At 50.7% G+C, this 22,869-nt stretch carries 26 protein-coding genes and 1 pseudogene; 10 read left to right on the top strand and 17 right to left on the bottom strand.

The window, feature by feature from the left end:
• Positions 1 to 29: 29 nt before the first annotated feature.
• From I6L74_RS16505 to rluE, 8 genes are all read right to left on the bottom strand, one after another.
• Entirely contained in the window at positions 30 to 1,151 is a 1,122-nt protein-coding gene (locus tag I6L74_RS16505) for a ribosomal protein uL16 3-hydroxylase (protein WP_059178280.1), read from the bottom strand.
• Positions 1,152 to 1,242: 91 nt separating this feature from the next.
• On the bottom strand, positions 1,243 to 2,706 hold the full coding sequence (gene phoQ / locus I6L74_RS16510; RefSeq protein ID WP_059178279.1) for a two-component system sensor histidine kinase PhoQ: 1,464 nt from the start codon (positions 2,704 to 2,706) through the stop codon (positions 1,243 to 1,245).
• Entirely contained in the window at positions 2,707 to 3,378 is a 672-nt protein-coding gene (phoP, locus tag I6L74_RS16515) for a two-component system response regulator PhoP (protein WP_041689375.1), read from the bottom strand.
• A gap of 123 nt (positions 3,379 to 3,501) precedes the next feature.
• The gene (gene purB / locus I6L74_RS16520) at positions 3,502 to 4,872 is read right to left on the bottom strand and encodes an adenylosuccinate lyase (protein WP_059178278.1); all 1,371 of its coding nucleotides are present in this window, start codon (positions 4,870 to 4,872) and stop codon (positions 3,502 to 3,504) included.
• A gap of 19 nt (positions 4,873 to 4,891) precedes the next feature.
• Complete coding sequence (hflD, locus tag I6L74_RS16525) at positions 4,892 to 5,521, bottom strand: high frequency lysogenization protein HflD (RefSeq protein ID WP_059178277.1); 630 nt, start codon at positions 5,519 to 5,521, stop codon at positions 4,892 to 4,894.
• A 24-nt stretch (positions 5,522 to 5,545) separates the two neighbouring features.
• Positions 5,546 to 6,655: a tRNA 2-thiouridine(34) synthase MnmA gene (gene mnmA / locus I6L74_RS16530; protein ID WP_059178276.1), complete on the bottom strand. Its 1,110-nt coding sequence runs from the start codon at positions 6,653 to 6,655 to the stop codon at positions 5,546 to 5,548.
• A 41-nt stretch (positions 6,656 to 6,696) separates the two neighbouring features.
• Positions 6,697 to 7,170, bottom strand: coding sequence for an NUDIX hydrolase (locus tag I6L74_RS16535; protein WP_059178275.1), 474 nt, complete (start codon positions 7,168 to 7,170; stop codon positions 6,697 to 6,699).
• Positions 7,171 to 7,179: 9 nt separating this feature from the next.
• Complete coding sequence (gene rluE, locus I6L74_RS16540) at positions 7,180 to 7,833, bottom strand: 23S rRNA pseudouridine(2457) synthase RluE (protein ID WP_059178274.1); 654 nt, start codon at positions 7,831 to 7,833, stop codon at positions 7,180 to 7,182.
• Positions 7,834 to 7,950: 117 nt separating this feature from the next.
• Between rluE and icd the strand changes: the two genes are divergently transcribed.
• A complete protein-coding gene (gene icd / locus I6L74_RS16545) occupies positions 7,951 to 9,201 on the top strand; it encodes an NADP-dependent isocitrate dehydrogenase (RefSeq protein ID WP_059178273.1) in 1,251 nt (416 codons plus the stop codon).
• Positions 9,202 to 9,573: 372 nt separating this feature from the next.
• Here icd and I6L74_RS16550 read toward each other — a convergent pair whose 3' ends face one another.
• Positions 9,574 to 10,308 carry a type 1 glutamine amidotransferase gene (locus I6L74_RS16550; protein ID WP_059178272.1) on the bottom strand — a complete coding sequence of 245 codons (735 nt, stop codon included), beginning with the start codon at positions 10,306 to 10,308 and terminating at the stop codon, positions 9,574 to 9,576.
• A gap of 78 nt (positions 10,309 to 10,386) precedes the next feature.
• On the opposite strand from I6L74_RS16550, the pseudogene I6L74_RS16555 reads away from it, so the two are divergent.
• Positions 10,387 to 10,470 (top strand): annotated as a pseudogene (locus tag I6L74_RS16555) (AraC family transcriptional regulator); the annotation flags it as partial.
• 61 nt (positions 10,471 to 10,531) lie between these two features.
• Here the strand turns inward: I6L74_RS16555 and I6L74_RS16560 are convergent.
• On the bottom strand, positions 10,532 to 10,924 hold the full coding sequence (locus tag I6L74_RS16560) for a VOC family protein (protein WP_059178271.1): 393 nt from the start codon (positions 10,922 to 10,924) through the stop codon (positions 10,532 to 10,534).
• A 201-nt stretch (positions 10,925 to 11,125) separates the two neighbouring features.
• Positions 11,126 to 12,052 carry an alpha/beta fold hydrolase gene (locus I6L74_RS16565; RefSeq protein WP_059178269.1) on the bottom strand — a complete coding sequence of 309 codons (927 nt, stop codon included), beginning with the start codon at positions 12,050 to 12,052 and terminating at the stop codon, positions 11,126 to 11,128.
• A 92-nt stretch (positions 12,053 to 12,144) separates the two neighbouring features.
• On the opposite strand from I6L74_RS16565, the gene I6L74_RS16570 reads away from it, so the two are divergent.
• The 4 genes from I6L74_RS16570 (at position 12,145) to I6L74_RS16585 (ending at position 15,571) form a co-directional block, all read left to right on the top strand.
• On the top strand, positions 12,145 to 12,720 hold the full coding sequence (locus I6L74_RS16570; RefSeq protein ID WP_059178268.1) for a CGNR zinc finger domain-containing protein: 576 nt from the start codon (positions 12,145 to 12,147) through the stop codon (positions 12,718 to 12,720).
• 528 nt (positions 12,721 to 13,248) lie between these two features.
• Complete coding sequence (locus I6L74_RS16575; protein ID WP_059178266.1) at positions 13,249 to 13,818, top strand: TetR/AcrR family transcriptional regulator; 570 nt, start codon at positions 13,249 to 13,251, stop codon at positions 13,816 to 13,818.
• 61 nt (positions 13,819 to 13,879) lie between these two features.
• The gene (locus tag I6L74_RS16580) at positions 13,880 to 14,356 is read left to right on the top strand and encodes a nuclear transport factor 2 family protein (RefSeq protein ID WP_059178265.1); all 477 of its coding nucleotides are present in this window, start codon (positions 13,880 to 13,882) and stop codon (positions 14,354 to 14,356) included.
• A gap of 207 nt (positions 14,357 to 14,563) precedes the next feature.
• The gene (locus I6L74_RS16585) at positions 14,564 to 15,571 is read left to right on the top strand and encodes an alpha/beta hydrolase (RefSeq protein WP_059178264.1); all 1,008 of its coding nucleotides are present in this window, start codon (positions 14,564 to 14,566) and stop codon (positions 15,569 to 15,571) included.
• 85 nt (positions 15,572 to 15,656) lie between these two features.
• On the opposite strand, the gene I6L74_RS16590 is transcribed toward I6L74_RS16585, so the two are convergent.
• Together I6L74_RS16590 and I6L74_RS16595 are read right to left on the bottom strand one after the other, a co-directional pair.
• On the bottom strand, positions 15,657 to 15,896 hold the full coding sequence (locus tag I6L74_RS16590; RefSeq protein WP_059178263.1) for a DinI family protein: 240 nt from the start codon (positions 15,894 to 15,896) through the stop codon (positions 15,657 to 15,659).
• Between the two features lie 575 nt (positions 15,897 to 16,471).
• The gene (locus tag I6L74_RS16595) at positions 16,472 to 18,040 is read right to left on the bottom strand and encodes a methyl-accepting chemotaxis protein (protein ID WP_082691908.1); all 1,569 of its coding nucleotides are present in this window, start codon (positions 18,038 to 18,040) and stop codon (positions 16,472 to 16,474) included.
• A gap of 623 nt (positions 18,041 to 18,663) precedes the next feature.
• Here I6L74_RS16595 and I6L74_RS16600 point away from each other — a divergent pair.
• Positions 18,664 to 18,912: a GlsB/YeaQ/YmgE family stress response membrane protein gene (locus I6L74_RS16600; RefSeq protein ID WP_012017053.1), complete on the top strand. Its 249-nt coding sequence runs from the start codon at positions 18,664 to 18,666 to the stop codon at positions 18,910 to 18,912.
• A gap of 126 nt (positions 18,913 to 19,038) precedes the next feature.
• On the opposite strand, the gene I6L74_RS16605 is transcribed toward I6L74_RS16600, so the two are convergent.
• Entirely contained in the window at positions 19,039 to 19,137 is a 99-nt protein-coding gene (locus I6L74_RS16605) for a YoaK family small membrane protein (protein ID WP_041689378.1), read from the bottom strand.
• A 42-nt stretch (positions 19,138 to 19,179) separates the two neighbouring features.
• A complete protein-coding gene (locus I6L74_RS16610) occupies positions 19,180 to 20,208 on the bottom strand; it encodes a sensor domain-containing diguanylate cyclase (protein ID WP_059178260.1) in 1,029 nt (342 codons plus the stop codon).
• Positions 20,209 to 20,516: 308 nt separating this feature from the next.
• Between I6L74_RS16610 and I6L74_RS16615 the strand changes: the two genes are divergently transcribed.
• Positions 20,517 to 20,759 (top strand): putative hemolysin, encoded by a 243-nt coding sequence (locus I6L74_RS16615; RefSeq protein WP_059178259.1) that lies wholly within the window; start codon positions 20,517 to 20,519, stop codon positions 20,757 to 20,759.
• A 76-nt stretch (positions 20,760 to 20,835) separates the two neighbouring features.
• Entirely contained in the window at positions 20,836 to 21,141 is a 306-nt protein-coding gene (locus tag I6L74_RS16620) for a hypothetical protein (RefSeq protein ID WP_059178258.1), read from the top strand.
• A gap of 1 nt (position 21,142) precedes the next feature.
• On the opposite strand, the gene I6L74_RS16625 is transcribed toward I6L74_RS16620, so the two are convergent.
• Together I6L74_RS16625 and I6L74_RS16630 are read right to left on the bottom strand one after the other, a co-directional pair.
• A complete protein-coding gene (locus tag I6L74_RS16625; protein ID WP_059178257.1) occupies positions 21,143 to 21,487 on the bottom strand; it encodes a DUF488 domain-containing protein in 345 nt (114 codons plus the stop codon).
• Positions 21,474 to 21,977, bottom strand: coding sequence for a 2-thiouracil desulfurase family protein (locus I6L74_RS16630; RefSeq protein WP_059178256.1), 504 nt, complete (start codon positions 21,975 to 21,977; stop codon positions 21,474 to 21,476). Before I6L74_RS16630 ends, I6L74_RS16625 begins: the two co-directional genes overlap by 14 nt.
• Before the next feature lie 159 nt (positions 21,978 to 22,136).
• Here I6L74_RS16630 and I6L74_RS16635 point away from each other — a divergent pair, with 159 nt between their 5' ends.
• On the top strand, positions 22,137 to 22,844 hold the full coding sequence (locus I6L74_RS16635; RefSeq protein WP_059178255.1) for a CTP synthase C-terminal region-related (seleno)protein: 708 nt from the start codon (positions 22,137 to 22,139) through the stop codon (positions 22,842 to 22,844).
• Positions 22,845 to 22,869: the final 25 nt, after the last annotated feature.

The following is a 22,869-nucleotide window of genomic DNA, read 5'->3' on the forward strand; positions in this document are numbered from 1 at the left end:
CGCAGAGGCAGCGTGAAGAATGATGTGTATCAGTCTTCGAAGAACCAGTACCCGCTGTTCACGAGCGCGGCCAGCATCGCCAGGAATGAGGGATCTTCCAGCGCGTCACCGAAGGTTTCCGCGTTTAATACCATATGGCTCGCCAGGGCTTCGAGCGCCGGACGGTGCGGCGAATCGAGTTTTTCGCCATTGACGAAAATATCATCGCCAATGCGCAGCACACGCAAGCCACCCAGGCGTACCAGGGAATCACCCTGCTGCAACGCATCGTAAATCTCATCCGGCTGATACGGCGGCTCTGCAGGCGCAACGTCCAGTTCGTGACGGGACTGGCTGATAAATTCGCCGAACCACTGTTTGAAATGCTCCGGCTCGTTAATCAGGCCCAGCATCATCTCGCGCAGTTTATCTAGCTCTTGCGGCAGAATGTCTGCCGGATGTTCACGTGCAGGCACATCAGGGTCGCTGTAGCGATGACTGCCCAGCTCACGCTGCAGCACGTAATCGGCAAATCCGCTGATCATCTCGCGTCCGCTTGGCGCGCGGAATCCCACGGAATAGTTCAGCGAGTTCTCCAGAGAATAACCTTCATGCGGGAATCCCGGCGGGATATACAGAATATCGCCTGGCTCAAGCTCTTCGTCGATAATGCCTTCAAACGGATCTACCTGGAGCAGATCGGGGTGTGGACAGTGCTGTTTCATCGGCACTTTCTCGCCCACACGCCAGCGACGACGGCCCGTACCTTGAATGATAAACACATCATATTGATCCAGATGGGGCCCAACGCCGCCACCGGGTACAGAGAAGGAGATCATCAAGTCGTCCATGCGCCAGTCGGGCAGGGCACGGAACGGATGCATCAAGGCTGCGGTGGGCTCATGCCAATGGTTGACGGCCTGAACCAGTAATGACCAGTTGTTTTCACCCAGATGATCGTAGCTTTCGAAAGGACCATGGCTTACCTGCCATTTACCGTCCTGATGACTCACCAGTCGGCTGTCCACTTCGTTTTCCATCGCCAGTCCCGCCAGCTCATCTGGTGAGATGGGATCGACAAAATTGCTGATGCCGCGTTTCAGAACGACCGGGCGTTTCTGCCAGTAACGTTCGATAAAATCGGGCCAGTTTAGCGTTAAGTGATATTCCATATTATTTATTTCCGCAGGCTCTTATTGAGTCGGATTATAACGGAAGCTCACAAGGCTGCGTGCGGGAATCTCGCTTTTTTCACATTCCGCGTTAACTATCGTCGGAAGAGGGGTGCTGGCGACCAAAAATGGCCTCCATCCGCGCGCCACCCAGCAGGCTATCGCTGGTTTCAATTCTGCCGTTGTACTGCTCGACAATCTCCTGGGCAACGGAAAGCCCCACGCCCTGTCCAGGGCGCAGCGTGTCTGCACGTTGGCCACGATCAAAAACGACATCGCGTTTGTTTTGTGGGATCCCAGGGCCGTCATCTTCAATGATGATGTGCAACGTGTCATCCGTCTGTTGCGCGGACACTTCCACAAATTCCAGGCAATATTTGCAGGCGTTATCCAGCAGGTTTCCCATCACTTCGACAAAATCATTTTTCTCGCCGACAAAACTGATTTCTGGAGAAATATCGAGGCTAATATTTACGCCTTTGCGTTGATACACTTTATTCAACGCGGAGGTCAAACTGTCGAGAAGCGGTGCGACGGGATGCAACTCGCGGCTTAACAGTGGGCTGCCAGAACGCATGCTGGCGCGGTGCAGGTAGTAACCAATTTGCTGCGAAATACGGCTGATCTGCTCCAGCATCACCGGCTCGGCATCATCTACGCTCAGCTTTGAACCGCGCATCGAGCGCAGCGTACTTTGCATTACGGCGAGGGGAGTTTTAAGACTGTGCGTCAGATCGGTCAGCGTGGTGCGGTATTTGTCGTAGCGATCGCGTTCGCTTTTGAGCAGGCGATTGAGGTTCCGCACCAGGCTTGTCAGTTCGCGGGTGGTTTCAGGATTGAGTTTTTCACGATTATGTTCTTCAAGCTCGCGCACCTCTTTAGCCAGCGATTCGATAGGGCGCAGACTCCACCAGGCGGCGATCCATAGCAGCGGGATCACCAGCAGCAGGTTAGCGACCAGCACATACACGAACCAGCTCCAGACCATATAGGAGCGTTTTAGCTCCACAGGAATCGTGTCGATGACCACAATCGTCAACTGGGGCATATCTATCGTGGCAGGATAGAGATTGATGGCGACCGAGTGCGTCATTTCACTGTCGTCGTCATCTTCACGGATCTCGGCGAGCTTACGCTGCATGGAGGCATCATTGTCGAGCAGCCTGCTGGTGGCATTCACGTCGGCTTCAATTTCATGAAAACCATTCGTTTTGAGCCATTCCGGGCGAATACTTTTTTCCAGCCACGGAACATGGCGTTGTGCCCAGAGCAGCTTACCTTTCTCGTCATAAATCAGCGCCATCGTCGGGCTTTGCCGATTCAGATTCTCGGGCATATCGACGCTAATGTGGTTGTTTTCCCATTTCGCCAGCGTATAGAAAAGATTGCTCTCCCCACGCAGCAGACGGAAGGTCGTTTTATCAAAGCTGACGCTGTAGCCCACGAGCGCCACCATGCCGTAAGCGAGCGAGAGGATCAGCACCACTGCGGCGGTCGCCAGCAAAAAACGGACCCGCAGAGAAAGCGGCAAAATATGACGAAGAAGTCTTTTCATTTAGCGTAATTCAAACAGGTATCCCTGGCCCCTCACGGTCGTGATGACGTCGTGAGGATGCTGTGCCTGAATTTTTTTACGCAAACGCCCCATCAGCACATCAATCGTATGGCTTTCACGCAGTTCGGCATCCGGGTATAGCTGCAGCATTAATGAATCTTTGCTCACCACTTTGCCGCTGTTGCGGATCAGCGTTTCCATGATGGTGTATTCGAACGCCGTGAGCTTGATGACTTCATCGTTGATCGAAAATTCACGGCGAGAAAGATCGACCTGGAATGGCGGAAGCGAAATCACCTGAGAGGCCAGACCGCTGTTGCGGCGCATCAGAGCCTGAATACGGGCGGCGACCTCTTCGATGTGAAACGGTTTGGTGACATAATCATCTGCGCCCGCGCTGAGCACTTCGACTTTGTCCTGCCAGCCTTCGCGTGCGGTCAAAACCAGTACGGGGAGAGAGACGTCATGGCTGCGCCAGCGACGGATCAGTGACAGACCGTCTTCATCCGGCAAGCCCAAATCGACGATGGCGATATCGGGCAGATGTTCATTGAGATAATAATCGGCTTCCTTTGCATCTTCTGCATCATCGACCTGATGGCCCATTTCCTGAAGCTGAACTTTCAGGTGATGACGTAGCAAAGCATTATCTTCAACAACCAATACGCGCATCATCTCTTCTCCCTAAAATTAATGGTATGAATAGTTTAACGCTGATTATGTGGCTGTGGGGATAAACATTGAGTAAACGCTGTGGAAGGAACCCTCTTTCCGGGCGGAAAGAGGGCGGGAGCCTTATTTCAGTTCATCAACCATGGTGATAGCACGGCCAATGTAATTCGCTGGCGTCATCGCTTTCAAACGCGTTTTCTCGTCTTCCGGCAGTTCCAGGCTATCGATAAACTGTTTCATGCCTTCAGCATCGACACGTTTTCCGCGCGTCAGCTCTTTCAATTTTTCATAGGGCTTTTCGATGCCATAGCGACGCATCACGGTCTGGATTGGCTCGGCCAGTACTTCCCAGTTGTGGTCCAGTTCGTCCAGCAGACGGTCACGGTTCACTTCCAGTTTGCTCACGCCTTTCAGAGTGGACTGGTAAGCAATCAGCGAGTAACCAATCCCCACGCCCAGGTTGCGCAGTACGGTGGAGTCGGTCAGGTCGCGCTGCCAGCGGGAAACCGGCAGTTTGCTCGCCATGTGCTGCAGCATGGCATTCGCCAGACCCAGATTGCCTTCGGAGTTTTCAAAGTCAATCGGGTTCACTTTATGCGGCATGGTAGAAGAACCGATTTCGCCGGCGATGGTTTTTTGCTTGAAGTGGTTCAGCGCAACATATCCCCACACGTCACGATCAAAGTCGATCAGGATGGTGTTGAAGCGGGCGATGCAGTCAAACAGCTCAGCAATGTAGTCGTGCGGCTCAATCTGCGTGGTGTACGGGTTCCACTGGATGCCCAGAGAGGTCACGAATTCTTCGCTGAACTGGTGCCAGTCAACTTCCGGATAGGCAGCGATGTGTGCATTGTAGTTGCCGACCGCGCCGTTGATTTTGCCCAGGATTTCAACCTGTTCCAGCTGGCGGTACTGGCGCTCCATACGGTACGCCACGTTTGCCATCTCTTTACCCATGGTTGATGGGGTCGCTGGCTGACCGTGCGTGCGGGAAAGCAGTGGAATATCGCGATACTGAACGGACAAATCTTTGACCGCATCAATGATTTTGCGCCAGTAAGGCAGAACCACTTCCTGACGGGCGGTAGAGAGCATCAGCGCGTGAGAGAGGTTGTTGATATCTTCGGACGTACACGCGAAGTGGATAAATTCAGACACGGCATGCAGCGCAGGAACGCTTTCCACTTTCTCTTTCAGGAAATATTCAACCGCTTTCACGTCGTGGTTGGTGGTGCGTTCGATCGTTTTGATACGTGCAGCATCTTCTTCATTGAATTCTGCCACGACTTTATCGAGGTAATCGTTTGCCTCGGCAGCAAAAGCAGGAACTTCCTTGATTGCTGCGTGCGCGGCCAGTTTTTGCAGCCAGCGTACTTCAACTTGTACACGGAATTTCAGCAGACCATATTCGCTGAAAATCCCGCGCAGCGCGCTGACTTTATCGCCGTAACGTCCATCAACAGGGGAAACGGCGGTCAGTGAGGATAATTCCATAATTCGCAACTCCGGGAGGTTAACAATGAGCAAGAATTTGTTTTGCCTGAGCGGTCAGGCGATTACGAGAAAACATTAACTGCAGTCGGCCACCGCCAACCTGATGCCATAAAACAGCGGCGCGGATACCGGCCAGAAGCGAGGCGCGAACCTTCGCCTGCACCTGCGCGCTTTGGAGCACGGCAGGGGAACCGGTCACCTGAATACGGGGACCCAGCGGGCTGATCACGTCGACATAAATGGCGGCCATCGCGCTCATGAGCGTTTCAGATTGCAGATCGAAGTGATCGAGCTGACGTTGTAATCCCGCGATGCGATCGCCTAGCGTATCCATCGCGCCTTTTGCGCTGTTCAGCTTACGTTCAAGCACCATCAGGCTGAGCGTATAGCGCGTCAATTCCGCGTTCAGCCCCTGACGATTGCTGGCATTCAGCACGCCGAGGAGCGTTTCGAGACCGAGACGAAGATTTGTTTCGCTGCCACCGAACACGCCAAGCGTAGAGCCTGGGTTGAGATCGATAACGCTGTTAAGCGAAACGTGCAGCGCGTCAGCATCGCAATGCCCCTGATGCGCCAGCTGTTGCACCAGACGAGCAGACTGGCAAATTCCTGCCAGTGCCAGGGTGATGTCATAATAATTCTTCGCCACACGGGCTCCTTTTAGTGTGCTCTTTTACACCGCTGCCAGAGGCAGACGCTGTTCAATGATGCCGCCGCCCAGACAGATTTCACCGCGATAGAAAACGGCTGACTGGCCTGGCGTAACGGCAGAAACCGGCTCGTCGAAACGAACCTCAACGCGTTCTTCATCCAGTGCCGTCACGGTGCAGGGAATATCGGCCTGGCGATAACGGGTTTTGACTGTGCAACGCAGCGTGCCAGTGAACGGCTCACGATCGACCCAGTGCAACTGCTGGGCGATAAGACCGACAGACATCAGGCGCGGATGCTCGTGACCCTGGGCAACAATCAGAATATTGTTCTCAACGTCTTTGTCGACAACGTACCAGGGATCTTCGCTGCCTTCTTTTGTACCACCAATGCCCAGACCTTTACGCTGTCCGAGCGTGTGATACATCAGCCCCTGATGTTCGCCGACATCATCGCCATCTACGGTGATGATTTTACCCGGTTGAGCCGGCAGATAGCGTCCCAGGAATTCGCGGAATTTACGTTCACCGATAAAGCAGATGCCGGTGGAGTCTTTTTTCTTCGCGGTAATCAGATCAAGGTCTTCGGCGATTTTACGGACTTCAGGTTTTTCAAGTTCCCCGACCGGGAAAAGGCTTTGCGCAATCTGTTCGTGGCCGAGCGTATAAAGGAAGTAACTCTGATCTTTGTTGCCGTCGAGACCGCGCAGCAGCTGGCTTTTGCCATCAACATCTGCACGACGCACGTAGTGACCGGTTGCGATAAAGTCAGCGCCCAGATCTTCAGCGGCGAATTCGAGGAAGGCTTTGAATTTGATCTCTTTGTTGCAGAGAATATCCGGGTTCGGTGTGCGACCCGCTTTGTACTCTTCCAGGAACAGTTCAAAGACGTTGTCCCAGTATTCCGCCGCAAAGTTAACGGTGTGCAGTTCAATGCCGAGCTTATCGCACACGGCCTGCGCATCGGCGAGATCCGCAGCCGCTGTACAGTATTCCTCGCCGTCATCTTCTTCCCAGTTCTTCATGAACAGGCCTTCGACCTGATAGCCCTGTTGTTGCAACAGCCAGGCAGAAACGGAGGAGTCGACACCGCCGGACATGCCGACGATCACTTTTTTTGGGCTTACTGACATAGGAATACTCACGACATTGAACTTAAAGGCGGCATATTCTATCACGCGCCCCCACCGTTGACACCCTCTGTAAACGGCCAGTTAAATTCGCTAATAATGTCAAGCGGCAAGCGAGCGCCCGTCTGATAGCAACGGATGCTCTCAGCAACCAGCGGCGAGCGCAGGTTTGGGGCGTTAAGAATTTCCTCAGCAGTGACCCACAGGCAGCGATCAATATCGTCATCATGCGGTTCAGTGGCGCACATTTCGTTAAGTTCGACGACGAATAAAAAGCGCAGGAACGGCGTGCGGTCGGGTGCAATCCACTGATGCAAACGGATGAAATGCTGGGGCTGCGCATCAATACCGGTCTCTTCCCACAGCTCGCGTTTGGCGGCCTGAACCAGCGTTTCGTCCGCTTCGAGATGCCCGGCCGGCTGGTTCCACAGCGCTTTGCCGTTGATCGTCTCTTGAACGACTAAAAATTTGTCCTGCGCATGAACCAGGGTGGCAACCGTAACATGAGGTTTAAACATGATTTCTCCTTATTCAGGTGCGTCGCGCCATTCCCCATTGGCCAGGGAATCCAGCGTGTAATGACCCATGGCATAGCGGATAAGCCGCAGGGTAGGGTAGCCAACGTGGGCCGTCATCCGGCGAACTTGCCGATTACGGCCTTCATAAAGGGTGATTTTCAGCCAGGCGGTGGGAATGGATTTACGCTCGCGAATCGGCGGGTTACGCGGCCACAGCCACTCCGGCTCGCTGACCCGCTCAACGCCAGCAGGCAGCGTCGGACCATCGTTTAACGCCACGCCGTTACGCAGCGCAACGAGCGTTTCGTCCGTCGGTTCACCCTCGACCTGAACGTAGTAGATCTTTCCGGTGCGTTTACCCGGCTGGGTCAGGCTGGCCTGCAATGCGCCATCGTTGGTTAACACCAGCAAACCTTCGCTATCGCGATCCAGACGCCCCGCGGCGTACACGCCCTGTACAGGAATAAAATCTTTCAGGGTGCTGCGCCCGGCCTCGTCCGTAAACTGCGGCAAAACATCGTAGGGTTTATTGAACAAAATGACCCGTTTTGGTTGGTTTACGGGTGTTCTTCTGGTGGCTTGTTGTGAGCTGAATCGCTCAACCCGGTGATTTCTAAAAGAAGTTTTCTTCATGGTATTTTCAGCGTCGGTCAATTGCCGCATTATAGCCTAATAACGAATGCCTTTCATGGCGCCGGACATTCAGGTACTATCGGACGGCTCATTACAAATTATTAACATAAGATCAGTAACAACCAGAAGCGCTCGAAGGAGAGGTTAATGGAAAGCAAAGTAGTTGTTCCGGCGGAAGGTAAAAAGATCACCCTGCAAAACGGCAAAATTAACGTTCCACACAACCCGATTATTCCCTTCATTGAAGGTGATGGTATCGGTGTAGACGTTACTCCTGCAATGCTGAAAGTGGTTGATGCCGCTGTTGAGAAAGCCTACAAAGGCGAGCGTAAAATTTCCTGGATGGAAATTTACACCGGTGAAAAATCGACCCAAGTTTACGGCCAGGACGTTTGGCTGCCAGCAGAAACGCTGGACCTGATTCGCGAATACCGCGTGGCAATTAAAGGCCCACTGACCACCCCGGTCGGCGGCGGTATCCGTTCCCTGAACGTTGCTCTGCGTCAGGAACTTGATCTGTATGTGTGTCTGCGTCCAGTGCGTTACTACCAGGGTACACCAAGCCCGGTAAAACGCCCGGAACTGACCGACATGGTTATCTTCCGTGAAAACTCAGAAGACATCTACGCAGGTATCGAATGGAAAGCGGACTCTGCTGACGCAGAAAAAGTGATTAAATTCCTGCGCGAAGAGATGGGCGTGAAGAAAATTCGCTTCCCTGAACATTGCGGTATCGGCATCAAGCCGTGCTCCGAAGACGGTACTAAACGTCTGGTGCGCGCAGCCATCGAATACGCAATCACCAACGATCGTGACTCTGTGACTATTGTTCACAAAGGCAACATCATGAAGTTCACCGAAGGCGCATTCAAAGACTGGGGCTACCAGTTGGCGACTGAAGAATTCGGTGGCGAACTGATCGACGGCGGTCCGTGGCAGAAAATCAAGAACCCGAACACCGGCAAAGAGATCATCATTAAAGATGTTATCGCCGATGCGTTCCTGCAGCAGATCCTGTTGCGTCCAGCTGAATACGACGTGATCGCGTGTATGAACCTGAACGGCGACTACATCTCCGACGCCCTGGCGGCACAGGTTGGCGGTATCGGTATCGCGCCTGGTGCAAACATCGGTGACGAATGCGCACTGTTCGAAGCTACCCACGGTACGGCACCTAAGTACGCAGGTCAGGATAAAGTGAACCCAGGTTCAATCATCCTGTCTGCTGAAATGATGCTCCGTCATATGGAGTGGTTCGAAGCCGCAGACCTGATCGTGAAAGGCATGGAAGGCGCGATTAACGCCAAAACCGTGACTTACGATTTTGAACGTCTGATGGACGACGCTAAACTGCTGAAATGTTCAGAGTTTGGCGACGCGATTATCGCGAACATGTAATCCACTCTTTGGGTTATATAAGAACGGGAGCCTGAGGGTTCCCGTTTTTTTTTGCCTCTCCAAATCCAGCCAATGTTTACTTTAACGCTGGAGAAAAAAGAGGTATCTATGCCGAAAGGCACCAACATTAAGTCTTTTACGGATAATAACGTTAAGAGCTTTATCAGTAGTCAGGAACAAGCCTATGCGCGTTCACTTTATCTAACGAAATAGAATCAGCTTATGAAACGCGACCCGCTTCGGCGGGTGCGGGGTTTCTTATCCGACAGTCGATGCGGCCACGGCCAACAGGCTGATGCCATCCTGCTTCGCGCAGGTGCCAGGAGCGGAAGTTGGAAATGATGGCAGAGTAAATAAACTCACGAGATCTCCTCATGGCTGTGTTTGATACTTTTGCTGATAGCGCGCGACAAGTTTGTCGAGAAAAGTGAACAGAGCCTTGTTCATTTCATGGTAATCGTGTGCACGAAGTATTTCTGCCGTATCGACGAACCGATATTCTGCGGCCCGCCTCAGATCGTTCTCGGAATGGGCAATCAAAAGCTCAACTTCAGCTAATGTGAACTCCATATGGCACTGAAATCCATACACCAGCTCCGAGTAAGCCACGATCTGACGTGGGCATCCAGTGCTGTAAGCGATAATCTCTGCATCAGGAGTTAGGCCAGGCATGTCGTTATGCCAGTGACCGACCTCAAGAATCTGCCCAAAATGCGAGAACATCTCATTTTTTGCGCCTGCTTCTGTCAGGATAATCGCGAACTTACCAATTTCCTTCTCCGGGCTATGGGAAAACGGCGCACCGAGCGCTTCGCCAATTAACTGAGCGCCTAAGCAAACACCGATGACAGCTTTACCCGCATTCACTGCTGAGGCGATTAACGCTTGTTCTCCTTTGGAATCAAAATGAGCACATTTTTCAACGGTGAATGAAGGGTCCTGCGGCCCCCCCATAATGATTAATAAGTCGATGCCTTCAGCATCAGTTGGACGTTTTTCACCGGTATAAACACGAGAGAATGTGACTTCATGATCGCGTTCTCTGGCCCATGTTTCATAGGCGCCCGGGGCTTCAAAATGTTCATGTACGATAAAGTGAACTCGCATTGGGAGATGCTCCTGATTTAACTGTGATAATCTTCATGTTGAGTCACTCACCCAGCCAGCTGTCCCAATTAAGTTAACCAGCTTGGCTTTTCATGCCCGGCCGCATTTACAGCGGCATTTCGCACTATTCTGAATTCTACGCCGCGCGATTTTTTACCGTAATCTATTCTAACGGCTGGACTGTGGCACTGAAAAGCGCCTGATGGCGAGTCTCAGAAACCCCTTATCCAGGATAATAAAATTCAATTCTTATCCCACTCGGCTCATAGCACATCATATGCATCGACGGTCCTTCTCTGATAAGGGTTGGCTCGAATTCGATTTCAATCTTATTCGCCTTTAATACATCAACAAGCTGAAACAGCGCTTCTTTACTTTTAACCCGCAAAGCTAAGTGATGGAGTCCGATATTCAATTTACGATCAAATTTTACTGGCTCTTCTGTTTGCGTTTTCCAGAGCGTGATCGTCAGTGCATCGTCTTTCACAAAGATGGCCGGATAATCTTCGCGTCGTTTAATTTCTTCCCAACCTAATACTTTGATAAAGAACTCAGCGCTTTCTTCAAGATTTGATACGGATAAACCAATATGTTGCACACCGGAAGTTACTGACATGAGTATTTTTCCTTCAGAGAATAACGTTAGCCAACGTTTTAATTGCGAATTGCTAATCGCGCTGGCTGGGTTTCATACTTTTTATTCCGCAGACAAATTCATGCCTTCATCGAAGGCCATGATGGCTTCCACGCGTATTTCTGCGTTTTCGGCGATTCCCTTCACCGTCCGGTACCTGAGGCCGTTTTTCCACGAAGAGAGTTAATCTGGCAGGCGGATATGCCGGTCCAGAAAGTCGCGAACATCAATACCTATCTCTTTTGCATGAGTTTCGAGAGCGAAGTGGCCAGTATCGTAGAAGTTAATAACGGCATCAGGAATATCGCGTTTCCAGGCTTCAGCGCCCGCCGCTATGAAAAAGGGATCATGTTTTCCCCAGACGGCTAATAGCGGGGGCTGATTATCACGAAAATAGCGCTGGAATTGAGGATACATCATGACATTTGAGGCGTAGTCCAGCAGCAGGTCGAGCTGGATTTCTGCATTGCCAGGGCGCAATACCTGCATCCCTTCTAGCGAATAGCCATCAGGTGAAACAAGACTGTGGTCTGGAACGCCTTCCAGATACTGCCATTTTATTGATGCCGGCGTCGGAAATTCACTCAAAGCACGTCGGTTCTCTGGTGTGGGATCGCGCCAGTATGTCTGAATGGGCGCCCAGGCTTCTCCCAGTCCCTCTTCATAAGCGTTGCCATTCTGGGAAATGATGGCGGTCACACGCTCTGGATGTGCTAACGCCAGTCGCCAGCCGACAGGTGCGCCGTAGTCATGAACCATCAGAGCATAGGTAGTGAGATCAAGTTCTTGGGTGAACTGGTCAATTGTCTCAGCAAGCTGGTCAAAGGTATAAGCATATTCACCTCTCTCCGGAGCTTCGGTAAAACCAAAGGCCGGTAAATCGGGCGCAATCAGATGATAATGGTCGGCCAGTTGGGTAATGAGGTCGCGAAACATAAATGATGAACCCGCGAAGCCATGAAGCATCAGGAGGGTAGGCGATGCCGGATCGCCTGCCTCACGGTAGAAAACCTTGACGTTGCCTGCCTGTTTGTATCGGTAATGAATAGTGAGATCGGGTGAGGTTGATGCGTTATCTGCAGCAGAAAGCCCGGTGGTGGAAGATGCCATGACAAACCTCTTGTAACCATTAAAGTGTGGAATTGAAGGTTACAAGTAAATTTGGTAACCTGTCAAAATTATTTTATGAGTTACGGATTACTATGGATTCCAAACAGCTTTCTTCCCCGCCTCTTTTTTTGGCCGATAACCTCGCACTGGATTTCATCAACAGCGAATATGGGACTGGGAGTGATCGACATGATTGTTTTGAAAACGATCACAGCGTCATAGAGTGGCTGATCGTGACGGGCCTTGTCTCAGAAGGCACTCAGGCACCCGCCGGATTATTAACGGAAGCTCGCCAGCTCCGTGATGCCTCAAGGGCTGTCGTGCACGCAGCGATGAACTCTGTTGCGGTAGATTTGGATGTCATTAACCGGATCCTTGAGAAAGGGCATCCTCTGACGAGACTGCAATGGGATGAGGATGTTCAGCGCTATCACGTCGATTCTCATGCTGCCAGTCATAGCCCCGCAAGCCTTCTCTGGCCCGTTGCCGATGCACTGGTGAAACTGGTCACTGGCGATAAATTTGAATTCGTGCGCCAGTGTGAAGCGCATAACTGTATTTTACTTTTCCACGATTTGAGTAAATCGCATCGCCGCCGCTGGTGCAGTATGGCGACGTGTGGCAATCGCATGAAAGTGGCGGCCTTCAGAAACAGGAAGAATGCATAGCGAACCTGACCGCTCCCCCAATGGGACGGGCTCAAAGCTCGTCTCGCCTGCATCGAAGCAGGACACCGATAAAACGTCTGGACGCTGTGGCTCAGGTTACGCTCAGCGCTTATGATTTGAGGTTTAAAGTGAACTGGCTTTTATTCAAAGGGCGATGGTATTTGATCTCTCCATTGCCGCTACATGACGAGTTCAAGATAACCGTACCCGGTGAGCGTACCTGTATTATTCTCGACAGACGGCAGATGGAGCGGGCGGTTAGAGAGAGTCTGGCGTTCTCAGACAGCCCTTATGTGCCGGGTATGCCTCAGCGTTGATGACCTTTTTCCATCACGACATTTCTTCTTATTTTCTTTTCACAAGATTTTTTATCCAGCCTCTCCGCTATAACAGCATCATCATACGAAGCCTCACTGTCAGCAGTATAACTATTGATTTAAAACGCATTTATTGATGATCACACCTGTAGATCAAAAGATTTATTAATGAGTGCTTGATTAGGTAGAACGATCGTTCTACTATTATCCTATGAACAAAAACACAATGAACACACGAGAGAAAATTCTCGCTACCGCTGAACAGCTTATCTATCAGAACGGTATTCATGCGACAGGCATGGATCTTCTGGTGAAAACCTCAGGCGTGGCCAGAAAAAGCATTTATCGCTATTTCGCCAACAAAGACGAAGTGGCGGCAGCAGCGCTGAACGCGCGTGATCTCCGCTGGATGGAGTGGTTCAGGGCTGAATGCGACAAAGCGGATACACCGCAGGACCGCATCCTGAATATATTCACCGTCCTTAAGGGCTGGTTTGAGTCAGACGGTTATCGCGGATGCGCGTTCATTAATACTGCAGGTGAAGTGGGTGACAGTGCCGATCCTGTTCGCCAGATCGCCAAACTGCATAAACAGAAATTACTGGATTACACGCTCGAACTCACCGGGCAACTGAATATCGAGCAGTCTTCATCCCTGGCCAGGCAGTTGCTGATACTGATTGAAGGTGCCATCACCCTGTCGCGTGTTATGGGCGATTACAGCGCCGCAGATGATGCGCGAGATATTGCTCAGCTGTTATTAAAACAGGTCTCGCAATAGAGACCTGAGTTCCACAGATGAAATACTCACTGAAATATCCAATTTTACTGGAGGCACCACCATGTCTGATTCACAAACTCGTCCGCCACTTCCCCCGTTCACTCGCGAATCAGCGATTGAAAAGGTAAGACTTGCTGAAGATGGCTGGAACAGCCGCGATGCGGAAAAGGTATCGCTTGCTTACTCTCTGGACACGAAATGGCGTAACCGCGCAGAGTTTGCAAATAATCGTGAAGAAGCCAAAGGGTTTCTTGAGCGCAAGTGGAAAAAAGAACTCGAGTATCGTCTCATCAAAGAGTTATGGGCTTTTGGCGGTAATCGCATCGCGGTCCGATACGCCTATGAATGGCGCGATGACTCGGGTAACTGGTTCCGTTCTTACGGAAACGAAAACTGGGAATTCGGAGAAGATGGCCTGATGCAGCATCGTTTCGCGTGTATCAATGACATGCCTATTAAGGAAAGCGAGCGCAAGTTCCATTGGCCTCTGGGACGTCGTCCGGACGATCATCCGAGCCTGTCAGATCTGGGTCTGTAATTCAGTCAATTGTCTCCCAGGATGCCCAAGGCTTCTGTATTGACCGGGGCCTTTCTCCGCCAGATGATGTAATAAAATAATGGCAGAGTAGGGGAACACTTTTTCATTTTAAACGTGCGTAGTATTTGCAGGGTGAAATACGACGGATAAATCGCGCACATATATAGTGCACGATATAATAGCAAGCAATTTTAATTGGACGGTACTATGAATCTTAAATCTGCGTTAATGACTGCTGCAATGGCAGCTATTTCAGTCAACAGCTTTGCCGCTGATCCTCAACCAGAACGTCACGTGCAGGCGTTTCTGAATGCCCTGAACAGCGGTGGAGGAAAGCCTATTGAGCAGTTGTCTCCTCAGGACGCGCGTCAGGTGTTGATCAACGCGCAGAAAGGGGCGAAGCTGCCCGCCGCGGATGTCAGTGAAAAAACAATCAGCGTTGATGGCAAAGAAATATCACTGACTATTGTGAAGCCTCACAACACGACGGGAACCTTGCCCGTATTTATGTTCTTCCACGGCGGCGGCTGGATCCTGGGTGATTTCGCGACGCATGAGCGGCTCGTTCGCGATCTGGTTAATGAGTCTGGAGCGGCGGCCGTTTTTGTGAACTACACGCCATCTCCGGAAGCACATTTCCCTGTTGCGATTAATCAGGCTTATGCGGCAACCCGCTGGGTAGCTGAGCACGGAAGTGAAATAGGCGTCGATGGAAAACGCCTGGCCCTGGTTGGCAACAGTGTTGGTGGAAATATGGTTGCAGCTGTCGCGCTGCAGGCAAAACACCATAAGTCGCCAGCAATACGCTATGACGTTATGCTCTGGCCCGTTACTGACGCTCATTTCAATACCGATTCTTATAATCAATACGAGAACGGGTATTTCCTCTCGCGCAACATGATGAAGTGGTTCTGGGATGCTTACACCACAAAAGAGAGCGATCGTAATAACATTCTTGCTTCACCGCTGCGCGCCACATCTGAGCAGCTGCAGGGTCTGCCGCCCACTCTGATCCAGACGGCCGAATTTGATGTATTGCGTGATGAAGGTGAAGCTTTTGGCCGCAAACTGGATGCCGCCGGTGTAAACGTGACGGTTACCCGTTACAACGGATTAATCCATGATTACGGTCTGCTCAACGCACTGAGCGATGTTCCTGCCGTGCGGACTGCTATTGGACAGGCAGGTTACCAGCTGAAAGAACACCTGAAATAACGCCTAGATGACCAGCTGGCTCACCGGCTGGTCATCCCTGACTCGGTTCCCGTTTTTTGCGCCGGAATTCCCCAAACCGTCACCTCTATTCCATCACCATCCAGGCGTCCGCCTCGTCGAACATCTCTTCAAGCATACGGTTCAGTTTTTCACGATCGCTTTTACTTGCATCGCTGTTTAAGCCGTTCGCTTGCATCGGTTTAACCTTCACAATCGCATCGGGGAAAATACGATGCACGCGTTTGGTTAACTCATTCAGAATGATGTCACTCGCACCGACCAGACCCTGAACGTTACGCTTGTCATACACGAGTTCAACAAACATACTTACCTCAATAACTGTTTTTATATACAGCATTTTCACTGGTCACGCTGAAAGAGTCAAGAACGCATCAGATAAATGAGGCTTAAAAATCATTCTGATAAATGCCTCTGATTTCATCACGCGTTCAGGGAGGTAAAAATGAACCCACTTCGCAGCGACGGAAGCTAGCTGGAAATGCGTTTCGCTTGAAAAGAAGTGTCACACTTGGCCGGTGTAAAAATTCACCGAACCCTTTTCTGCCAGCTACGCTTAGAGAGGTAACAAACAGTGGGAGGGGTTATGCTGACTCATTCTGAAGCGAAACGATGGGCGTCTGTAATGTTGAAATCAGCGTTGTGTGACGGCATGAAAACGGATGAGATTTCTCGGCAGGTGCATCTTATTTGCGACCACCACGGAAGAGAATGTCTTGAAGAATTGATCGAAGAAATCTTAATAGAAGCAGGGCGGTTAGGACCCAAACACAGCGCCGGAGAGATTGCCCAGCATTGAGTCCATTTGACTGCACACTACTTTTGATGAGAATCCGGGAGCGTGCTCGCTCCCGGGTTAATCGTTTTGTTTCTAAAAATTAATTAAAACGTCTGTTTAACTTTAAAGATCGACACGGACTGGGTCAGTAAGTTTGCCTGGTTATTCACACCCGATGCCGTCGTTGCCACTTCCTCAACTAACGCTGCGTTTTGCTGAGTCACGTGATCCATCTGGGTGATCGCCACGCGAATCTGCTCCACGCCACGGCTTTGCTCTTGTGAGGCTAAAGCAATGTTGTCCATCATCACGTTGACCTTACTGACGGCACTGCTGATATCCAGCATGGTCTTGCTGGTTCTGTTTGCCAGCTCAGCCCCTTCCTGAATATACAGCGTGGATTCGTTGATGAGACCGGTTATCTCTTTTGCAGAGTCGGTACAGCGACGCGCCAGATTTCTGACTTCACCGGCGACCACGGCAAATCCGCGACCGGATTGTCCAGCTCGCGCAGCCTCAACCGCGGCATTCAGCGCCAGGATGTTGGTCTGGAATGCAATGCTATCGATAACGCTGATAATATCGACCATCTTCTGTGCGCTCAGGCTGATGGCATCCATTTTCTGCATCATATTCTGCATTTGTTCTTCGCCCGCGGTTGCGATACCTGCTGCGTTTTGCACCATATGCGAAGCCTGAAGCGCGTTGTCGGTATTCATTTTCACCGTTGAGGTAATCTGCTCCATGCTGGCTGCTGTTTCCACAACGGCTGCGGCTTGTTCTTCAGTACGACGAGACAGGTCGCTATTTCCTGCAGAAATTTCTTGTGTACCAATATTAATAGACTCCACCCCCTGTCGAATAGTGACAACGGTAGAGTTCAGCTCTGCCTGCATCGTTTGTAATGATGCGAACAATAAACCAATTTCATTCGAGCTGGTGACATGAATATCCGCTGTTAAATTCCCTTTACCAATGTGTTCGAAATGTTGGGCCACTTCACTGAGAGGGCGAATTAATGCATTCCTCATCCACAAGTTGATAGAGATGAATAATAGGATGGCGATAGCCAGCAGGCTGACCATTATAAGTATCGCAAAATGATAAGAACGGTTGCTGTAATTAATCACTTTAGTCAGATTATGCTGGGTTGCATCGATATAGGACTGGTATTCGCTATCCCATGACTGCCGCGCCTTAAGCGTTGCACTACGGTTCGCAGCATAGATTGGCTTAAGATCTTCCGCTCCTGCTGAATTGATAATAGAACTCGCATTATGGTTTATAACACTAACTTGTTGGTCGTAGCTGTTTTGCATTCTTTCACCCAGTTCTGGCTGGGTAGTGGAGAGACCCGGGATTTTAACAAATTGCTGATACTGGATCTCGGCAGATTGCATTTCTTTCTCAATACTGGCTTTCACAGCAGGTTCGTCGATATCCTCGCCATGTATTTTTGCCTGAGTCACGGTATCGATTATGATACGCGCACGCAAAATAGCATCGCGCGCAGAGTTAAGCGCTTTTTGTTCGGCGGCATTGTAGTTTAACGTTTGAATATCGCTGTTACTGTGCCACAGGAAATAGAGACCAAGGCCGCTTGAGAGAAATAGCATTAAAGTAAAAGATGCTAGAACAATTAATAGCCCCACCCTGATTTTAATATTTTTCAAAATAAACTCCTTTGTACCCTTTGCCGATGAAACGTTAGTTGACGTGATTATCGGCAGCGGTAATGGAGGCTTGATTCAGATAGACCACAAAACACACCTAAATCCAAAATATGAAGTTTAACGTTTTATTTTGGTTTCTTTTCGAGACGAAAAGTTGATGATCCTAACGCGTATATATTAACGATGAGGGTTGTTTATGTTTTTTCAGGTAATTCAATTAAATAGTGTTTTGCAGGTGTTTTTGTCTGCGTTATCCCAGTACCGAGGCGATCTGCAACATCATGCATCCCAGACATCGTGCTGATGACCCTCGGGAGATACATCGGTAACGTAAGGCAAAAAAAAGCCCACCAAAAGTGGGCAAGAAATACTGGAAGCAATGTGAGCAATGTCGTACTAAATACCTGAGTGTTTTACTCAACTATTCAGTAATGAGAAAGATAATTCTTCTCATCCAAAGATGCAACCCCATCTTTTGTGTGGCGGATAATTTTTTTGTTGTCGATAAAATACGCAACCAGTCACTGTGATGCCTATCACAAATTTCCTTTCTGAGATCCTGTGCTATCCTTTTCTGTGTTGTTGATTTAGTAACAAAAACCAAACAGAGAGGGAAGCTAGCTATGGGAATTTTATCCTGGATTATTTTTGGTCTTATTGCGGGGATTCTGGCGAAGTGGATCATGCCTGGCAAAGACGGCGGTGGGTTCTTCGTCACCGTGATTCTGGGTGTCATTGGTGCCGTGGTCGGTGGCTGGATCAGCACCTTGTTCGGTTTTGGTAAAGTCGATGGATTCAACTTCGGCAGCTTTGCTGTCGCCGTCATTGGTGCGTTGGTTGTTCTGTTTATCTACAGAAAAATCAAAAGTTAAGCATTGAACATGTCAAAAAGGCTGCCGTCAGGCGGCCTTTTTGCGTTTGGATCACCACCAGCCCAGCTGGCTGCCCGCGACGGCCACAACGGCGATGATTAACATAATGATGGTTGTCTTTCTCACTTATGCCCCTGGAGCGGCGTAGCCGCCGACAAAAAACCACGTTAAAAAGACCACTGCCGTTATAAAAATAACGACCGGGAACACAATTCCAATCCGCATGACATTACCTTATGGGTTTATTTGTCGCCAGAGTTTACGGGGTTAATCCGATGGGAGAAAGCGCGTTTTGCTTTTCTCTTTTTTATCACGATACATCTCAGCATCTGCGGCGCGTAATGCACCGTCAGCATCAATGTGTAAAGGATCGACAGAGACGATGCCTAAACTGGCACCAGGGTAGACGATATGCACATTTCCCAACCAATATTCTCCAGCGATACAGGCACTGACCTGCTTCCTGAGAATATTCACCTGTGTGTTATCGGCTTCATTATTATCTTTGCTAAGACACGCCACCAGGAACTCGTCACCGCCTAATCGGCCAACAATATCATCCTCCGTTTGGCCCGTGGTTAACCGCTTACCGACCTCAACCAAAAATTGATCGCCGGTCTCATGGCCATAACGGTCATTAATGAGTTTGAAATCGTCCAGATCGATATAGGCGATGATCGCATTGCGTTTGAGATGGCGCGCGAGCGAGAAAAGGGTGGTGAGGTTTTCAAAAATCGCGCGGCGATTCGGCAGCCCGGTTAGCGCATCGGTATACGAATGGGCGATCAGCGCAGCGTTTGCTTCGCGCAACTGCATGACCAGCGACTCTTTTTGGATGTACTGCGCGATAAGACCGGCAAACAGCTGTAACACCTGTTCACCGCGATGGCTCAAGGTTTTCTTTTCCGAGCTGGTGGCGCAGAGTGTACCGTACAGTGAACCATCTGCCAGATGAATGGGAATACTCATGTAGGTGGTGATGCCCAGCGTTTTTGCCGCATCGCAATCTGCCCAGTGTCCTGCCACGTCATCACTGTAAAAACAACGGCTCTCAATAGCCCGTTTGCACAATGTCTCTCCCCAGGGGACGCTCAGCCCTTCAGGGATCTGCATCTGTTTACTGTTGCGGGCATAAAGAATGTGCTGCAAACGTGCATTGATATCGACTTTTGTGAGATAGGTCGATTCCATTTCGGTGACAATCTCAAGCATTTCCAGCAGTTGACGTACCAGGCTTTCGAGTGATTGTTCGGTTGCGAGAGTTTCTGAAACACGGGCAAGAATAATATCCGACATGACGTGGGTAGACTCCCATGCAGAAGACGTCAGTATCTGCATGCTATGCTGAATTTTTCGACTGTGGGTGTAGTAAAACATGAATACAGAGAATTTAATATATCAGCAGAAGAGCCTGCTATTTTTGGTGGGAAAAAGGCCCCGCGCGTGAGGCGGGGCAAAGACATCTTGATTACGGAATGATGTTCTCTGGTCAGGGAGAACGCGCTCACTGTAGGGCGAAAAAGTGCAGAATTGATGGAGAAATCATGGAGAAAACCCCGCTCAGTCGTTACGCTTAGCGCTCTTTTTTTCGAAAGGACACTCTTATGCGATATCTGTTACTGGCAATGGCGCTGCCATTAGCCGCTTGTTCTACCCCGCCAGAAGCCCCAAAACCGCCGGAAATTGGTATGGCAAATCCAGCAGCCGTTTACTGCGTGAAGAAAGGCGGAGAGCGGGTTCCGGTGCAAAGTCCGCAGGGCATACGCACAGAATGCAAGTTGCCGGGCGGTGAAGTGATGGATGAGTGGGATCTGTTCCGGCGCGATCACCCGACGCCAGCCAGGTGACATCCCGCAATTGATTGCGATACAATTCTCTTTAGGAATTATCTTAGCCTGCGGGCGAGTACATCACGAGAGAAGAATGTTTCAGTTAAAACCGGGTTGTTTGGCAATGATTATTGGCGCCCGCACGTCCGCAGGGCGGTGTAATATCGGCAAATCCGTTGAGCTTTTTGAGCTTTGTCAGCCGGGTCTGCGTTTCCTGAATCCTGTCAATGGGGTCATGACGGAGCTGCCTGCCACGGCGGATCGTGCCCTTTGGCTGGTGACCGGTGATGTTTATGCCTTTGATAAGCAACACGGTTTCGCGTTTATCCGCCCTGAACATTTGATGCCCCTGACGCCTGACGAAGCCCCGCAAATGCTCGACGAGCTTATGCTCGGCTAAATTACCGGTGCCGCAGCCAGTCGGCTAACACCAGTGCGTGGTTTTGTTCGGTATTTTTAGCCGCGTAAAGCAGCGTCACGGTCTGGTTTTTCGCCAGCGCGGCGATACGTTTGCCTTCGTCCTCATGCTCGGCCAACTCCTGTTGATAGGCCTGGCTGAAGGCCGCAAAATCAATCGTCTCGCTGTGAAACGCTTTGCGTAATGTGCTGGAGGGCGCAAGCGTTTTGCACCACTCGTCATACGCTAAGTCAGATTTTTTAACCCCTCGCGGCCAGAGCCGATCGACCAGAACGCGATATCCGTCATCTTCGGTCGATGCGTCATAGACGCGTTTACATTGAATCATTTTCTCTCTCCTCAACCCAGGCGATAAGCTCCATGAGCTGGTTATCGGAAAATACCTGAATACCGTGTTCGCGCAAGAGCGCTGCGGCGACGCCCATTCCGGCGTGTTTCTGCCCAGTGAAACTGCCGTCGTAAATGAACTCGCTGCCACATGTGGGACTGCCGTCCGTGAGCAACGCCGCGCTGCAATCTGACGCCAGTGCGGCGCGTAACGCCAGCCAGGCGGCCAGTTGATAATGCCCGGTGACGTCGGTGCCATCACTTTCCAGAATACACGCGTTTTCCGCCATGACATCTTTTCCATTGCCTGCCACAATTTCGGCAGGTAAACGAGGAATTGACAGCCCTGCGGCCAGCTCCGGACAGTGCGTTACCAGCCGGTGTTCCCGCTGCCAGCGCTGGAGCGTTTCAGAAATTTGCGCCTTTTCACTGCCGTTATAGCGAACCTTGTGGCCCATCAGGCATGCGCTCACCAGAATCATGGTTTTCATTGGGTTTAAGTCGGTCCAAAGAAGGGGTGAAAATACGCTAACACACTATAACACCACATTTTTCCCCCTCTAATTTAAGGTATTGTGATACGGGCAAAAGATCGGTAGGCTGAGGTTCCTTATGTTACCTGAATATTTTTCTGGCATATGGAACCTCTTATGGAACTCTCCCCGCTAAAAGATACGCTTCGCATTGCACTTGTTGGCGATTATAACCACGATGTTATTGCTCACCAGGCTATCCCTTTAGCCATCGATGATGCTGCCGCTGTGCTGGAAATAACAGCGGATTACGACTGGATCGCTACCACCGAGCTGCTCAGCCCCGAAGATTTAGTCGGCTACGACGCAATCTGGTTGGTTCCTGCAAGCCCCTATAAGAACGTTGATGGCGCCTTTATCGCTGCACGCTATGCCCGGGAAAACAGCATTCCGTTCCTGGGGACCTGCGGTGGATTCCAGCATGCGTTAATTGAATATGCACGCAACGTGTTGGGTTGGGATGATGCGGCACATGCTGAAACGGACAGTGAGGGCAGAATGATGATCGCGCCGCTGACCTGTTCGCTGGTGGAAAAAACGGACACCATTGAATTGCGTGCGAATACGCTGATTGCTAAGGCTTACGGCCGGGAAGAGATTGAAGAAGGGTATCACTGCAATTACGGCGTATCCCCTGAGTTCGCTCAAGAGCTGGAAAGCGGCGATATGCGCGTGACGGGCTGGGATGAGCAGGGAGAAATTCGGGCTGTAGAACTGGTTACGCATCCATTCTTTGTGGCGACGCTGTTCCAGCATGAGCGCGGTGCGCTGGCCGGTCGACCTGTTCCTCTCGTTCAGGCAATGCTTTACGCCGCTCGCGGATAAAAGGCAGACGCTTTAGCCTGCCTTT

It is taken from the genome of Lelliottia amnigena (genome assembly GCF_019047465.1).
In the GTDB taxonomy this organism is placed as follows: Bacteria; Pseudomonadota; Gammaproteobacteria; order Enterobacterales; family Enterobacteriaceae; genus Enterobacter; species Enterobacter amnigenus.